Annotated in this window: 12 protein-coding genes; 6 read left to right on the forward strand and 6 right to left on the reverse strand. The window is 54.3% G+C overall.

Translation table 11 applies throughout. From position 1 onward, the window contains the following. Positions 1–2: 2 nt before the first annotated feature. A complete protein-coding gene (locus AC5S26_RS06105; protein WP_494183960.1) occupies positions 3–1,925 on the reverse strand; it encodes an alpha-L-arabinofuranosidase family protein in 1,923 nt (640 codons plus the stop codon). Between the two features lie 544 nt (positions 1,926–2,469). Between AC5S26_RS06105 and AC5S26_RS06110 the strand changes: the two genes are divergently transcribed. Beyond that, the gene (locus tag AC5S26_RS06110; protein WP_494183961.1) at positions 2,470–5,871 is read left to right on the forward strand and encodes a carboxypeptidase-like regulatory domain-containing protein; all 3,402 of its coding nucleotides are present in this window, start codon (positions 2,470–2,472) and stop codon (positions 5,869–5,871) included. Between the two features lie 43 nt (positions 5,872–5,914). Here the strand turns inward: AC5S26_RS06110 and AC5S26_RS06115 are convergent, their stop codons facing one another. The 3 genes from AC5S26_RS06115 to AC5S26_RS06125 form a co-directional block, all read right to left on the reverse strand. Continuing rightward, positions 5,915–7,603 (reverse strand): CRTAC1 family protein, encoded by a 1,689-nt coding sequence (locus AC5S26_RS06115; protein WP_494183962.1) that lies wholly within the window; start codon positions 7,601–7,603, stop codon positions 5,915–5,917. A gap of 121 nt (positions 7,604–7,724) precedes the next feature. After that, the gene (locus tag AC5S26_RS06120) at positions 7,725–8,858 is read right to left on the reverse strand and encodes a tetratricopeptide repeat protein (RefSeq protein WP_494183963.1); all 1,134 of its coding nucleotides are present in this window, start codon (positions 8,856–8,858) and stop codon (positions 7,725–7,727) included. A gap of 177 nt (positions 8,859–9,035) precedes the next feature. Next, entirely contained in the window at positions 9,036–10,289 is a 1,254-nt protein-coding gene (locus AC5S26_RS06125; protein ID WP_494183964.1) for an FG-GAP repeat domain-containing protein, read from the reverse strand. A gap of 230 nt (positions 10,290–10,519) precedes the next feature. Here AC5S26_RS06125 and AC5S26_RS06130 point away from each other — a divergent pair, with 230 nt between their 5' ends. The 5 genes from AC5S26_RS06130 (at position 10,520) to AC5S26_RS06150 (ending at position 14,324) form a co-directional block, all read left to right on the forward strand. Further along, on the forward strand, positions 10,520–11,122 hold the full coding sequence (locus AC5S26_RS06130; RefSeq protein ID WP_494183965.1) for a helix-turn-helix domain-containing protein: 603 nt from the start codon (positions 10,520–10,522) through the stop codon (positions 11,120–11,122). Between the two features lies 1 nt (position 11,123). Continuing rightward, positions 11,124–11,711 carry an NfeD family membrane protein gene (locus AC5S26_RS06135; RefSeq protein ID WP_494183966.1) on the forward strand — a complete coding sequence of 196 codons (588 nt, stop codon included), beginning with the start codon at positions 11,124–11,126 and terminating at the stop codon, positions 11,709–11,711. 16 nt (positions 11,712–11,727) lie between these two features. Then, positions 11,728–12,618: a flotillin domain-containing protein gene (locus AC5S26_RS06140; protein ID WP_494183967.1), complete on the forward strand. Its 891-nt coding sequence runs from the start codon at positions 11,728–11,730 to the stop codon at positions 12,616–12,618. 63 nt (positions 12,619–12,681) lie between these two features. Next, on the forward strand, positions 12,682–13,347 hold the full coding sequence (locus tag AC5S26_RS06145; RefSeq protein WP_494183968.1) for a PspA/IM30 family protein: 666 nt from the start codon (positions 12,682–12,684) through the stop codon (positions 13,345–13,347). A 179-nt stretch (positions 13,348–13,526) separates the two neighbouring features. Beyond that, positions 13,527–14,324 (forward strand): pyrroline-5-carboxylate reductase, encoded by a 798-nt coding sequence (locus tag AC5S26_RS06150; protein WP_494183969.1) that lies wholly within the window; start codon positions 13,527–13,529, stop codon positions 14,322–14,324. Positions 14,325–14,561: 237 nt separating this feature from the next. Here the strand turns inward: AC5S26_RS06150 and AC5S26_RS06155 are convergent, their stop codons facing one another. Further along, complete coding sequence (locus AC5S26_RS06155) at positions 14,562–15,725, reverse strand: hypothetical protein (RefSeq protein ID WP_494183970.1); 1,164 nt, start codon at positions 15,723–15,725, stop codon at positions 14,562–14,564. Positions 15,726–16,080: 355 nt separating this feature from the next. Then, positions 16,081–16,437: a rhodanese-like domain-containing protein gene (locus AC5S26_RS06160; RefSeq protein WP_494183971.1), complete on the reverse strand. Its 357-nt coding sequence runs from the start codon at positions 16,435–16,437 to the stop codon at positions 16,081–16,083. Between the last annotated feature and the right edge of the window lie 17 nt (positions 16,438–16,454).

Consider the following 16,454-nt stretch of genomic DNA (forward strand, 5'->3'; position numbering starts at 1 on the left):
GTTCAATGGGTGGAAAGCTCAAGCACCTGAATCGAATAGGCCGGCACCGTCTGATCGAAGCTGGCCTTTACATTTCGCAGAGTGGACTTTATCGGTACGATTTTTTTAGGTTCTGAGATGGTGTTGGTTTCGGCGGGATTTGTACCGCCCAGTGTCTCGACGATTCCCTCGGCCCCGATGGTCTTTCCACCGTCAAAGCGGATGGAGACAGATTGAGGTTGAGAGTTCCCATTCACCAGCTTCAAATAGATCTTTCCCTTCGCGGAGTCGGTCGTCGCAGAGTAGAAAAACCGTTCCGGCAGGTTCGATGCAGTTGAGGCAGGCACCGTGTCACCCAGATACTTCGCGAACAAAACCTGAGCGTAGTAAGAGGGAGATCCGTAACTGGACATGGCGTCGTAGCCGATGAGGTCGCTCTCCCATTGCATGCCGCCGGGATTGACATTCACAAACAATGGCGCGTAGGCAGCCATCAGAATCAGGTCGCTATTTCGTTCGAAGCCCGTCATCAAGGCGGCGTCGCCCAGGGCCGAGTTCAGATTTGGCGTAGGCGATCCCTCGCGTGTGGCCCATTCGCCCACAAAGATCTTCGGGCCATTCCGGTCAGCAGAATCGTATTGGCTCGCATGTTTGTAACTCTCGACTGCGCGCAGATAATAGTGATCGTCCTGCATGTCGGGCTTCGTCTTTTTCAATGGCATGGTGGCGATCGTCTTTAGGTTCGGATACTTCGCTTTGATGGCCTTGTCGAACTGCGCGAAACGCGCTTCGTAGCTTCCGGATTTGTCGAACCAATCCTCGTTTCCGATCTCGACGTAGTGCAGGGGAAAGGGTTTCGGATGACCGAGCGCAGCGCGTTTGGCTCCCCACTTCGTGTTGGTGTCGCCAGTCGCAAATTCGATCTCGTCCAGAGCGTCCTGCACAAAAGGCTGGAGAAAAGGCCCGGCATTAATGTGAGCTCCCTTCAACGAGTAGCCAGCATAAACGGCTAATACGGGTTCAATGTCCAGGTCTTCTGTCCATTCCAGAAATTCCAAAAGCCCCATCCCGTCGGATGATTGGTATCGCCACGGGCTTGGGTGAGTGGGACGGTCCACGAGCGGCCCGATGGTGTTCTTCCAATCGAAACGATCCTGAATCTCGTCTCCTTCCAGATAATTTCCTCCGGGAAGACGGAGGAAGGTGGGATTCATGGCGTGCATCATCTCCATGAGATCGGTCCGGTTCCCATTCTTCCGGTCCTTATAGGTAGGTGGAAAAAGAGAGACCAGGCTGAGCCATACCTTTCCAGGATGCGCGACGGTAAGAAGCAGATGATTGTTGGCGCCAGGCTGTACTTTCCCTGTCGAGAGCGTTACGGCATATTCTTTCCAGTCCGAAGAGAGCGCAGAGCTTTTTGAGGAAGCCAAAATTTTGCCCGTGTCGTTGCTGACCAGCGCGACCGTTACAGGTCCCATATCGCCCTGATCGGCCTTCGCGTAAAACGAGGCGCGGTAGGTAGTGTCGGGATGGACGGCCATTCCCCAGTAGCCGTCGTTATAGACCCCGAGGGGATTCTGGGAATCTGCCTTTTCGACGTCCAGGAGCAGGCTGCTGGGGAGAGCTTCGCTAGGGCCTGTGCTGTCGTCAATCTCCATCTTGCCGCTGCTGTTTCCCTGCTCGACAATGAACCAGTGAGCTGGTTGCGCGTGCCATCGGCCACTGAAGGTTCGATTCCTAACCATCTCAGCGTAGAGGCCACCGTCATAAGAAAAGTTGATTTCTTCTGTCATCAATCCGTACAGGGTCGGGCTCACTTTATGGAGAGGCGAATCAACCTGGATGGAGATGGAGGCTGTGGAGGGAGGCTGAGCAGGGCTCCACGTCGTGATGAGGAGTACCAGCGCAACGGCTAGGCACTCAAAGCCCCTGTTTCCAATAAACATCCTGGCTGTATCCGACGGACGCGGTGTCAATGCAGTAATCCTCCATCTGGGGCTGTGGGACGGGGAGAGTAAACGTTTGCGAGCTCGAGGGTAACGGTAGCTGGTTTCTTTTGAAGACGTCAACAACATTTTGACATTCACCAGGTGGTATTGGCCTACGGCCGACAGACTGCACAGAATTTAATTTGCCCCCTCAAACTAATCACAAGGATCACTTACAGCAATGGACCCCTCGGCATATCTATGGTTTCGTATCCCTATGGAGAGGGGTGATACAAAAACGAATAAATGGCTTGACATTATTTGTTGGCTTTGAGTAATCTGCGGCAGTTTCAAAAGGCCAAGCGCATCCTTCATTGAATTCATAAGTTCCCAGCCCTTGGCAGCTTATAACCGCTTGGCAGTAGACCGTGCTCTGATTGCGAATTTTCTCATTGTTCATTCGGATTTATCGGTAAACGTTTTCTTTGCTGGACCTGGATCTAGATATCAAATCAACAAAGCAACGGGATAAAGACTGCTGTCTATTTTGGAGGGCTATACCATGCATCGATCTCTATGTGTTTTCATAGCCGTGTTAGGAATGGCTTTGCTTGTTCCGCGCGCCTGGAGCCAGGAAAATGCGACCATAACTGGAACCGTGGTCGACGCCTCGGATGCGTTGGTCGCGAACGCAGAAATCACGCTCACCAATCCTGCAACGAGCCAGGTGCGAAAAGCGGTCACCAACAACGACGGAATTTATCTCTTTGCCAACGTCGGCATTGGTCACTTCAACCTTGAGGTAACGGCGAAGGGCTTCCAGAAGTTCACCAAGACTGACATTGTTGTCGACACGGCTCAGACTCAGCGCCAAGACTTCCGTCTGGCGGTGGGAAGCGAGTCGCAGACCATCACGGTTGAGGCGGATGCGCTCCAGCTGCAGTCGGAAACGAGTGAAGTGAGCAACCTGATTAGTGGTGCGCAGGTCACCGAGCTTGCCACTAATGGTCGCAACGTCGTATCTCTCGCGGCGCTCGGTATGGGTGTCTCCAATAACCTTCCTGCTTTTGGCGGTGTTAACGCTCTCACCTCTGCCAACGGGATCAGCTTCAATGGAACGCGAAACACTCACAACGTTTACCTTCTTGACGGCGGCGAGCTCAATGATCGCGGTTGCGGCGGTTGCTTCAGCTCGCTTCCTTCCGTCGATGCCTTGGCGCAGTTCCAGACCCTGAATAGCAACTACGGTCCTGATTATGGCATCGGCTCCGGCGGCACCATTCTTATGGTTTTGCGTTCCGGAACCAACAAATTCCACGGCGGCCTCTGGGAGTTCAACCGGAACGAAGCTTACTCCGCCAACAACTATTTCACTAATCTTGCGGGACTTCCCCGTCCCAAGTTCCGCCTCAACAACTTTGGCGGCAATATCGGCGGACCGCTCTTTATACCTCACCTCTATAACAACGCGCGCAATCGCACTTTTTTCTTCGTCAATGAGGAATGGCGCAAGCTCGTTCAAGGGAGCAATCCTGCGACCGTCAATACCATCGCCGCGAACAACTTCGCTTCGCTTAACCAGGATCTTGCCTATACTCCTCCTTCGAACGGAACTGTGCCAATCGTTCCGCTCACGACCGATCCTGCAAGACTGGCCATCTACACCGCGCGCGGACTTACACCGGGACAGCCGTTCCCCAACAACATCATCCCCCGGGAACTCATGGACCAGAACGCCGTCCGCGAGCTAAACAATAACACCTTCCCCAAGCCCAATTTCGGTACTAGCCAGTACATCTCCTCTGTCCCCCAACCCACTAACGTCCGCGAAGATGTTGTCCGCATCGACCACGCTCTCAGCACCAAGCTCCAGTTGATGGGCCACTATCTGCATGATGCCGTGGATCAGAACTACTATCCCCCACTCTGGGGTAACAGCTCGTTCCCAACCGTCGGTACGGCAATGAAAAATCCGTCATGGTCCGCTACTGTCAAGCTGACCCAAACACTGTCGCCGAACATACTCAACGAGACCGGCTTCTTCTTCAGCGGCAATACCATTAACCTCGATCCTATAGGCAGCTTTCAGCAGCCTTCGGGCTGGAATGCCACAAGCTTCTTCCCTGCCGAAAATAACTTCGAGAGCCGCATGCCGGAGATTCAGCTCGGTGGCCCATATAGCGTCAATTGGAGTTCCAGCTACTTCCCGTGGAAGAACTCTTACATGGGCTACCAGACGCGGGACGATCTGAGCTGGAATAAAGGCAAGCATCAGTTCAAGTTTGGGTTCTCCTGGCTACACGCCGTCAAAAACCAACAACTTCAGTCCAATACCCAGGGAACGGCCGTCTTCAACAACAGCTCGTTCTCCCGCGACCCCTACATCAACTTCATCCTTGGTACCGCCGCCACCTTTACTCAGCTCGAGTATCTTGCCGGTAAACATTGGGTTAACAACAACTACAGTTTCTACCTCAATGACAACTGGCGCGCCGCTCCCGGTCTAACGCTCAATTTTGGCCTGAGGTACGACGGCCTGCCCCATGCCTTCGAGCGCTTCGACCAGTTCGCGAACTTCGTGCCTGATCTCTATGACCGTACGCTCGCCTATCCTCTGAACGCGGACGGCACAATCAATCCGGCATCTCTGACCAACTTTGGTGGTCGCCCCTTCTACCTGAACGGCATCCGCGAGGCTGGAGTTAATGGCTTTCCCCGCGGCAACGTACAGGATCGCTTCTTCACCTTCCAGCCCCGTGTCGGCTTTGCCTACACCCCGCCCGGCTTGAGCAACACCGTTATCCGTGGCGGATTTGGACTCTTCTACGAGCGCGTTCAGGGCAACGACGTTTATAACGCTGCACTGAATCCGCCATTTGCGTTCCAGCCCTCGGCAACCAACGTCTACTTCTCCAATCCGAACCAAAGTGCCCTGACTGGCGCAACTACTTCGCAACGCTTCCCCTCAGCGATGACTACGCTGCAATACGCCTACACCCCACCTGGAACCGCACAGTTCTCGCTCGGCGTTCAGAGGCAGGTTGCAACTTCCACCATCGCCGTTGTCCAATACGTCGGTTCGCTCGGCTGGAGCCAAAGTAACAACCGCGCGCTCAACACTCTTCCGCTGACAGACACTTCAAACCCGAGCGATCCCTATGGTCGCCGTCGCGGAGTGGCCGACGGCTCGCTCAACGCTAACCTTTATCGCATCTTCCCTGGCTTTAGCTCCATTACGCAGCAGGAGAACCAGTCGAACTTCAGCTACCACTCGCTGCAGGCCGGTATGCGCATGGAAAATCGACACGGCCTGACGTTCCAGCTCGCCTACACCTTCTCGCACGAGGTCGACGTCGTCGCTAACGACCTTGGCATGGTCTCCAATCCCTTCAACCTCGGCTACGACCGCGGCGCAGGCGCCTTCGACCGCAGGCACATCTTTACAGCGAACTACATCTATCAGCTCCCCTTCTTCCGCAACAGTGGAACTACTTTGCAGAAATCCCTTTTGGGAGGATGGGACATCTCGGGTATCACGGTCGTGCAGAGCGGAGCCCCGCAGCCGATCACTTACAACGGCCCAGATGTTCTCGGCCTGGGTGGAGGAACCACAAACCGTCCTAACCTTGTTGGGAAAGTTCGCTATCCCAAGACGCGCCTTGCATGGTTCGACAAGAGCGCTTTCGCCAACCCAGTGGCTCCGTGGAACGGTGGCACCGGCTTTGGCAACGCAGGTAAGGATGTTGTACGGCTTCCCGGCCTCTTCAACTTCAACCTTGCCGTATTCAAGACCTTCAATTTCAAGGAAGCCATGAACCTCCAGTTGCGAGTTGAGAGTTTCAACACATTCAACCACACCCAGTTCAACAACATCAACGCAAACACCAACGACGGAAACTTCGGACAGATCACATCAGCCCGTGATGCTCGTACCGTGCAGCTGGGCGGCAAGTTCTCCTTCTGATTTGTCTCCAACTAAAGAGGGCATCCGGATGATTGGATGCCCTTTATCTTTGTATGCCCTGCAGAGGCGATTTAATGATGCCTTGCCCTTCCTTGATCGTCACTAACTGATTGGCTTCAATCCCGGAAAATCGCTCGATCAATCCATTGGTCCAATGAATCTCCAGATCGGCCTGAGTGCTTTGTCCCAATCCAAAATGAAGCCTGCGATCGTTAACTGAATAAAAGCTGGATTGTCCCGTCACGGCCTGCGCTTGCACTTTGCCGCCATATTTGGCGAGCACTCTTGACCCAATTGCGCTTCGGTTCGACTTCGTTCCCACCAGAAGTACCTTGAGCCACTTCAGGTTGTTTTTCACGTCATTCCTGAGGAGAGAAGGTGGCTCATTCAGGTTGATGACTACCATATCGACATCGCCATCGTTATCGAAGTCCCCGAAGGCGCATCCTCGGCTGCAGTGCGGTTCGGCAATACCTGGGCCGGCTTCGTCGATGAACTCTTCAAACTTCCCATTGCCAAGGTTCCTGAAGATGAACCTCGGGGTCTTCAACGGATAGCTGGGAAACTCCCTTTCAACCTCGGGATAGACAGACCCCGTTACCACAGCAAGATCGGGCCACCCATTGTTATCGAAATCGGCGAAGCCTGTCCCCCAGCACGTATAACGAGTTTCAACGCCGAATCCGCTTGTGAGCGTTACATCGGTGAAATTTGCCTTTCCGTCATTTCGGTACAAGACGTTGGTATCGTCGGAGAAGTGTGTTTTGAAGATATCGAGATTTCCATCCAGGTTGTAATCTCCCACGGCGACACCCATGCCAGCCTGTTCAGCTCCGTCTGCGCTAAAGGCCACACCTCTCTCCGCTCCCTCTTCCGCGAAGGTGGAGTTATGTTTGTTGATCAGCAAGAGGCTTGGCGTTGAATCGGAGGCAACGTAGAGATCGGTCCAGTCATCGTTGTTGAAATCTGCAGCGACGCTGGTCATCGAATAGGTTCGCTCGAGCTTCGCGATCCCGGTTTCCACGGACATATCACGGAAGGTCCCGTCACCCTGATTGCGATAAAGAGTATTCCGCGGCATCGGCAGGCCTCTCGGACCACAATTGACCGGCACTCCCTTGAAGTTGCAGTAGGGATTTGCCCCTGGTTTCGGCAGCCTGTCCATGTGCAAGTCCACGTAGTGGGTGACGAACAGATCGAGATGCCCGTCTCGGTCATAATCGAAGAACGTACATCCTGCTCCCCAACGGTTGGGTCCCTCGTAGATCAGTCCTGACTCTTTCGTGATGTCAGTGAATGTGCCGTTGCCGTTGTTCCGATAGAGAACGTTCTGGCCATAGTAGGTGATGAAGATGTCTTCGAATCCGTCGTTATTGAAATCCCCAATCGTAACTCCGCTGGCCCATCCCTGACGGATCAATCCCGCTTTTTCCGTAACATCAGTGAAAGTTCCATCGCGATTATTCTTGTAAAGTCGATTGCTGGCATCCGGGTTTGATTCCTCCATGCGCGCGCCGCATAGAACGAAGATGTCCAGCCAGCCGTCATGATCGAAATCAAGGAAGGCAACTCCGCAGCCCACTGTTTCGATGATGTAGTTTTTATGGTTTAGTCCGCCGTAGACGGTCGGGAAGGTAAGGCCCGCTTGAGCGGCAACGTCGGTGAATTGGACGTCGAAGGGAATACCCGAAGGCTTGCCCCTGGGAAGCGGCTTCACATTTCGAGTAGACACTCCTTGTGCCATGCTCATCGTCGAAGCGGCAGTCATCCACAAGAAATCTCGACGCGAGAGAACACTTCTGATTTCGCTCATCTTCGCCAGCACCAATCTTTGTTCGGCAACCGTATTTACATTATGGCGTTGCTTCTCCGCCCGAAATCTTCTCGATCAAGGTGTCTTCGGTCTTCTTATGCAATTCCTTTGTCTTCGCAAGCTCCTGCGCCGCCTTCTCTTTTTGTCCAAGCGCCGTATAGACTCTGGCGAGACGATAATGCGCATCCGGTTGAGTGGGATCTATCCGGATTGCGTGCTGGAAAGCCGCGACAGCCTCCTGGTTTTTCCCCTGATTGGCGTATATGCAACCCAGGTCGAAATGTGCAAGTCGATTCTCAGGTTGCAGCTGAAGAGTTTTCTGCAGAAATGGTTGAGCCGACTTATCGTCATTTGTACGCAATGCGATATCGCCTAGATAAAGATAGGACTGCGCATAGCCTGGATTATTTGCGACCTCTAGTTTCAGTTCCGAAGAGGCTTTCTCGTACTCGCCTTGTTTGTAGTAAAGATAGCCCAATTCGAAATGAAGGACCGGTTCATGAGGTGCAGTCCGAGCCGTTTCCTCAAGCTCTTTCGTCGCTTCTGCTGTTTTTCCCATTCCATCCAGAGCCTGCGCTAGAAGCATGTGTGCCTGAACGGCCTCAGGGTTCACGGCGAGAATATCCTTGAACTCCGTCAGAGCGCAGTCGTATTGATGACTCCAAAGGCAGCTCTGTGCCAGCACATTATGGAGTTCGAGATTCGAGGGGTCGTTCTGCACCGCGATCTTGAGAGACTGGCTCGCCTTTTTATATTGTCGAAGCCCAAAGTAGCTCATGCCGATCAGTGTCGTGCTTCGACGATCCCGGGGATTCTGCCGGACTAGTCTTTCAAAGATGGGGATGGCATTGGCGAAGTGCCCCTGCTTAAACTCGGCAATGCCAAGGTTGGAAGCAACGTCAGGTTGATTCGGCTTAATCTCAAGGGATCTGCGGTACTCAGCCGCCGCGGGCCCAAGTTTTCCTTGTTGGGCAAGGGAGACACCAAGATTTCCATGAATAATCGCATCGTTTGGATGCGCCTTTTCGAGTTGCCTCCACAGAAGCTCAGCGTCGTGAAAGTTCCCGGCACGCATCAATTCCGAAGCGCGAACGGCTACGCTATCCTGAGCAAATAGAGAAGACGAATTTGAGATAAGAAACGCGACCAAGAAGGCAGTCTTGATCGCAAGCACGTAAAATTCCGGAAGTGTAATTTGGCGCCATCCTGCACCGAAATCGATTCGATAGCCAGCAAACGTCTTGGATTGAAAAAGCATGCCGGGCCAATTATCGGATAAGAGAGGGCGTGCCCGACAGGGGAAATGTCACGAAAGATAGAAATCGACTCAACAAGCCATCTTGAGCTGAAATCAATGTTTTTTTGACTTTTCCACGGGGGGCAATTTTGTCAGGTTTTCGGCGAGATACAGGCCGGATTTTCCAGCACTCACGATGTCAAGATCTCCATCTCCGTCGATATCCACTACTACGGTTTGAACGCCAGCGCCCATTCTCCCTCCGTAGTCCACGATATGGCGAATCCATTCCACTCCTCCATTGCCGGGAGTGGAAGAGGTCGCTTGGGTGGGAGGCGTTTTTCGCCACTCGTACCAATAGATTCCTACAGGTTCGCGCTCGCCGGGATCGTTGCCATTGTGTGCAAAATAGCGTTTTCCGGTCACTAAATCCACCTGTCCGTCGCCATTCAGGTCTGTTAGGACCGACGCATGCGCCTGCGACCAGCTTGCATCGATGACATGTTGGAGCCATCCGCCATCCGCCTTCTGCTCATACCACGCCAGCCCATAGTCGTGAGCCATACCGGTTAGGAGATCTTTGCGGCCATCACCGTTGATGTCGAGCCAGTACATGTAGCCAAACTGTATAGGCTTGGTGGAAGGTGATGTTTGCCCGGCGGGGGTGCCGGCCGGAGGAATCGCCTTTGCTCCCCAGTCGGTTGGATGAAACTTCCAATCCCCGGGCGCACCCGGATCTTCCGGGGCCTCTAACCAGCCCTTTGGGGTCAGAATGTCATTTCGCCCATCCCCATTGACATCTCCCACGCCAATACCGTGGCCAAAACTTCGTTGTGCCACCGTGTGCTTAATCCATCTTCCCTGTTTCAACTCGAACCAGGCCGCCGGAACGCTCGAGCGATCGAATTCCGGTAACAACTCCAAAGCCTTCCCGTCGTTATTTAAATCCACGAGAAAGGCAAACTCTGTCGGACCGCTATCATCGATCTCTGTTACTTTCCAGGCGCCACCGCTCTTCCCGGGATTCTTGAGCCAGACAATATTGTGAGCAAAATAGCTGAACTGTATGACGTCAACCCATCCGTCCCCGTCCACGTCCACCGGAAGATCGCTGAAGTTGTCTATATATCCATTGCTGTAGTCAATCTGTCGTAATGGATGCTTGATCCATCGCGGTCCTTCGTACCAGCTCTCGCCTGCGATGATGTCCAGAGTTCCGTCGCGGTTCAAATCTGCCACGGCGACGGTCTCTCCATAGCCCGGATCGATCATCGTAGTACGAAAGGGAATATCTGCCGGCCTGCTTGCTGACCACGTTGTAGATGTGCACAATGCCAGAGCTATTCCACCCAGAAGACGAATTCGCATATACCCCCGCGCCAGCCATCATAATTGGTTACGAGAAGTTTCGAGTTCGTACTTTCGAACGCAGTGCCCCGCGTATCGAAAGACCAGCTCAACACAAGTGCAATTTCTCGTCGAGATTTCCATGGTCAACCGGCGCAGATTTCCTGAGATTCTTATTTGACTCGTATTGCAAATTGCGATATATTTATCGCAATTTGTGATATCGCAGATTAGAGCGCTGCTATAAAACTGTGAAGCTTGCCGATAAAATCCGTTATCTGCGTGAGGTTGAGGGCAATCTTCGTGGCCTGGGCCGGGCGATGACACAGCAGGAGCTGGTGCGTGCGATTCAGTCCGAAAATGCTTCGGGCAAGAAGAGTGCCGGAAGTATCAGTCAGTCCTATCTTTCGCAGATCGAGAGCGGAGCGCGTCCGCACCTGACGAATACGACACGGCTGTTGCTGTCGAAGTTCTTCAAGGTCCACCCGGGGTATCTCGTCGATGATCCTGAGGGCTACCAGGCAGAGCTGTTATCGGATGTGCGCAACAACGAAGACAAATTGGATCTGTGGTTGGTGGACGGGGCCGAGAGATTTCGCCGTGATCCGGCACTGTGCCAGGCACTGCTGTCGGTGGCGAACCATCACGACTCACGGCGATGCCTGCTGCTGATGGAAGCGATCGTCGAGACTCCGGCGCTGCTGGACCGGCTGTTCGATGTACTGCGGCCCCAGGCTAACGGCGGGTCGCGCAATGTGGTGGCAAGCGTTTCATCTTCGAAAGAGGTTACAGATTCGAGCACAACATCAATAAAGCGGACTCAGAAGGGAGCCGCGAGAAGTAAACATAAATAACATGGAAACCTTCTTCATCATCTGTTTTGCGGTAGGGCTAATACTTAGTTTTCTATCGGTTGTGGGAGGGTTTGGACACTTCCACATTGGCCACTTTCATGTGGGGCACCACCTTGGACATACGCATGGACCGCAAAGTGCAGGGCATAGCGGTGGTATCTCCGCGGTGAATGCGTTCACGGTGCTCGCCTTTCTTACTTGGTTTGGAGGCGCGGGTTACCTGCTTTCTCGTTCGACAACCTTCCCTTCGGCTGTGGTGCTGGTGCTTTCTGCCGTCAGTGGATCCGCAGGCGCGGGATTGTTGTGGGCAGCACTGTTCAAGGTGTTGCTGCCTCACGAGCGCGTCATGGATGTGACCGATACGGAGATGTCCGGCGTAGTGGCCCGCGTGAGCAACGGCATCCGTGATGGCGACGGTATGGGCGAAATTATCTTCTCGCAGACGGGAGCACGAAGAGCTTCAGCAGCGAGGAGTGACGATGGCCGCGCAATCGAACGCGGCACAGAAGTAATTGTGATTCGTTACGAGCGCGGTGTCGCGTATGTGCGGAGATGGGATGAACTGACGCATACAGATACGCAACCCTGATTTTCCGAGAGATTAGGTGCGTGATAAGAACGAGTACATCACGAACATGGGACGACCTGACGTTGCTCGCATCAAACGCGACGCGGAGATTGCTGCCGCTGAGGCCGAACGCGATACGGCGATTCGTCGTGCGGTCGCGTTACGCGAAGCCGCAGTCGCGAAAGCTTCAGCCGATCAGGAGCGCGTGATCGCTGAAACGGCTTCTTTGGCCAAGCAGGCGGAGGCGCAGCGCGATCTCGACATCCAGAAGGCGCAATACACAGAAGCTGCTCGTCGTCAGGAGGCGCAGGCTGACAAGGCATATGAGCTGCAGACGAATGTGATGCAGCAGAAGGTTGTAGCCGAGCAGGTCCGCGTCCTGCAGATCGAGAAGCAGGAGCAGGTGAAGGTGCAGGAGGCCGAGATACTGCGTCACGAGAAGGAGTTGATCGCGACAGTGCTGAAAGGCTCGGAGATCGAGCGTCAGAGAATTGAAAACATCGCGAATGCCGAGCGCGCACGCATCACCATGGAGGCAGAGGGTCGCGCCGCCGCAACCAAATTGCAGGGTGAGGCTGAGGCGAACATCATCTTTCAGAAGGGCGAAGCGGAAGCGAAGGCGATGAACGTGAAGGCGGAGGCATATCAGGAGTGGACGCAAGCCGCAGTGGTCGATAAGTTGATTTCGAATATGGCGGAGGTTGTACGTGCAATGTCGGAGCCGCTGAGCAAGGTGGACAAGATCACTATTGTCTCGACGGGTTCGGATGGCTCGACCGGAGCCAGCAAGATGACTGGAGAGATGACGAAGATCGCCGCACAGGTTCCGGCTCTGTTCGAGGCGTTGTCTGGTATGAAGTTGCAGGACTTGATGGCGAATGTAAAGGCCATGAAGCCTCGTGAAGGCGGAGATGGTTTGAGTGCGTAATCTTTGGAGCGGCGCGGAGTAGCTCTCTGCGCCGCACTTTCCGAGGATAAGAAGGAGGATGTTATGCCGTTACTGGAACGCGTAGGGATGTTGTTGCGGTCGAATCTGAATGACCTGATTGAGAGAGCAGAGGATCCAGAGAAGCTCTGCAAGCAGCTGGTGCTGGATATGGAAAATCAGTTGATGCAGGTGAAGACCCAGGTGGCGATGGCACTCGCGGATCAGCATCTTTTGAACAGAAAACAGAAGGAGCATACGGACGCAGTGGACGATTGGCGTCGCAAGGCGCAGGTCGCTGTCGAGAAACAGAAGGACGATCTCGCTCGCGCGGCATTGGAGCGAAGTATGCAGAGTGAGCAGCTGGCGGCGGGGTTTGCGCAACAGCTAGAAGATCAAGCTGCGGAGACAGAGCTGCTTCGCAATGCCTACCAACGGCTGGAGCGGAAGCTGAGCGAGACGCGGAGCATGTGCGACATGCTGATTACGCAGAGCCGCCGCGCTCGCGCGACAGTCAAGGCGAATGCGGCACGCGGGTCAGGATCGGGGCAGAAAAGCGCGGCAGTAGCCAGGTTGAAGGAGAGTGTGGAGCGGATGCAGGCTTCGAACGTGGCGAGCCACATGTTGCTTGAGACGGAGAGCGTGGAGGACCGTATCGGTGCTCTGGAGCGTGATGAAAGAATCGAGCGTCTGCTATTGGAGTTGAAGGAGCGACAGCCGAGATTGACTTAGAACGCAGACATTCTTGAGCGTCCGCTGATCGAAAAGTGGATGAAAGCCCGACGTTAAAACTGTTAGAAAGCAGTGTCCTATAACCCATAAGGATGTACGTTTGTGTAGGAGAATATTGAACGGAGTCTAACGTTGTGGTGTGAGCCATGCCGGATGCAACAGCATAGGTGGTGAGCGGTATGAGGCTAGGATTTATCGGGACTGGAACGATTGTGGAGGCGATGGTCACGGGCCTATGTGGTGCAGCCTCCGACGCGCCCTCGATTGTGTTGTCGCCGCGGAATGCGAATGTTGCTGCTTCGCTAGCGACGACGTTTCCGGCGGTTTCGGTTGCCGCGTCGAACCAGGATGTGCTGGATGGTTCGGATGTGGTGGTGATCGCAGTACGGCCGCAGATTGTTCGAGAGGTATTGGCGGAGCTGCGCTTCGAGACGCGACATCATGTCATCAGCGTAGTCTCACTGCTGTCGCTAGAGGAGCTCAGGCAGCAGGTGATGCCGGCATGCACCGTGGTCCGGGCAGTACCGCTTCCGTCGGCTGCAAAGCGGCGCAGCCCCACGGTGGTGTATCCGGATGATTCCGTAGCCAGGGAGCTGTTCAGCAGAATGGGAACGGAGTTTGCCGCGGCGACCGAAGCGGAGTTCGAGGCATTATGCACCGTGTCGGCGACGATGGCATCCCAATTTGCGTTTGAGGAGGCGATTGCATCGTGGTTGCTGCGACAAGGTGTCTCCGCGGAGAAGGCTCGCGGTCTTGTGGGGGAGATGTTCTTTGGTCTGGCGCATACTACGGTGGAGCAGCCGAACCGTGAATTTCGCGCACTGGCAATGGATCATGCTACTCGTGGCGGGCTGAATGAGCAGATGGAACGGCACTTGAGAGACTGTGGCGTCTTCGAGGCCGTCACCAAGGGGCTGGATGCGGTGTTAGAGCGGTACAGGGCCAATGCGGGCAAGTACACTGCTGAACCGAGTTGACGCAACGAACTCCACCCCATACACATCCAGAGATTCGAAACACCTTGTTGCTCAACCTGGTCTCTCTGTGTGTTTAAAGAGGGGACGTTTCTTGACTAGCTTCCGCTCGACTGACTTTATTCATGCTGAATTTGACCCGAGTCCCTCTGCTGTTTTGGACGGCGTAACGAGTTATTGTTACCGGGATGTGGGCCGCGACAGTCGCATTAGCTCGGATTTCAGACTCCTGGTGGCCAATCACTCGGTCCCGTTAGACGCTACCTTTGGTAGCCAAACTTCGAGTTGACCTTTCGGCGAGGGTAGACCGATTCTCACGACACGCGCATTTGGATACACCTTTTTCAATATCCCCACACATCGCTGCGCCTTTGCGACGTCAGCCTCATTGAAATATCTGACCTGCGCAACGTCCGGCATTGTCTGCGACGGTATTCGCTGAACCTCGTTTTCTACCTTGGCGGAGGGCCACCCAGTTTGGAGGAGCTGAACCACTTTCGCACCGGATGCAGGAGTGTCCCGTACGTCTTCTTGAACATACATATGAGTCGATACATCGACTGAAGCCGGGGATGGCACAGGAGAAAGTGCAGCTTCAACCGGTTTCGGAGTGGTCGGCGAAGATGTCGCACTCGCGCGGCCGCCGAATTGGGAAAGTAGCTCTACGATTGGCGCACTCTGTGCGTCAGCGATGTTCAGCGTCGATGCCTGCGGATTGTCGGTGACCGTAAAACCGCCAATCTTCGCCAACTGCGCTTTTACGGAAGCGGGATTGTCCACCTTAATGGTGAACGTCATCTTTCCAATTACAGCGCCACGGATCAATCTAGTACCTGGGTGGGTGGAGATGTACTTCTCACAGCCGCCTTTGGCCGTAACCGTATCCACCGATTTGTCATCCATAATCTGGATCTGGGTCTCGGCTATCGAATATTGAACACTCGAACTCTGCTTCAGGCTTATGCCGGCGCTGTCGAGTCCCTGGAGCGCTCGGGAACCAAGGTTTGCTGCGAGTGCGGTGTCGCTCGACATCGAGTAAGACGGGAATAGTCGTTGCGCCGAAAGAGGCGTGGGCAAGGGTGAGGGAACACAGTCATCGAAGTTCGCCGGTATAGATCCTGTCGGCCGTAACAGTGTTCCAAGAGGGTACGCTGTCGTTGCAACAATCACACTAAAGTCGCTGCCTGAAGTTCCTGCTCCAAACTTGTCGAGTACCCGTGTAGCCAGATCTTGCTGGAATTGGTCAAAGTCTCCAACGTTTTGAACCGACTTGGGATCTCCCTGGTCTGTTGTGCCGATGAGCGGATTCTTCGGCTTATGGGAGATGTGCCATAAGCCAATGATTCCAAGCAGGACGAAAACAACCGCCGCCAAACCGACGATCTTCTTAGTTGTGGGCGTCATCTTTAGACTCCTCAAACACGCAGCTGACTGAATGGATGATAAGTGTCCGGGCATCCATCCTCTCAGAAACAGGCCTTGTCTCGAAATCGAATTTAGCGACTACGAGTCTTCTATCGCGCAAACCTGGGAGCGGGTTGAATCCAACTTCGTAGCGGGCCTCGGGAACCCTCAGAGGACCTGCTTGCCTCCTCGCAAAAGCCCGCACAGTCGTGCTAACCCATTAGACGAGCTTTTGTTGGCGCATAGGGGGCATGATCGTGAACCTCTAAACGAACAACCAGGGCGCGCTCGGCCGTAAGAGTAGCTGATGATTGATCACATTCTGGCGGTCGAAAGAGTTAGACCAGGAATATCACTAAGTTTCCGAAACCACAGGCAGTTTAGCGGCCTCCCAGGCCGTCAGGCCGCCAGCCATCTCGATGAGATTCGTAATCCCATAATGGTGCAGGATGCTGGCGGCAATGGAGGATCGGTATCCGCCCTCGCAATGAACCACAATGCGGCGGTCGCGGGGAACTTCAGCGATACGCTCCTGCAAATGGTTGAGCGGAATATTCATACTTCTTGTGATATGCCTGGTTGCCCACTCGCGTGGATCCCTGATATCCAGCACCAAGGGCGGCTCTGTGCTCGCCAACTCATCCGCTGCCATCTGGGCGCTGACGCGTTCTGTCGACCGCACCAGGTCCATTCTTTCTGCGAGCGCTTGCATGCCCCCTCGTAGATAAC

Source organism: Edaphobacter sp. FHG110511_03 (genome assembly GCF_059115365.1).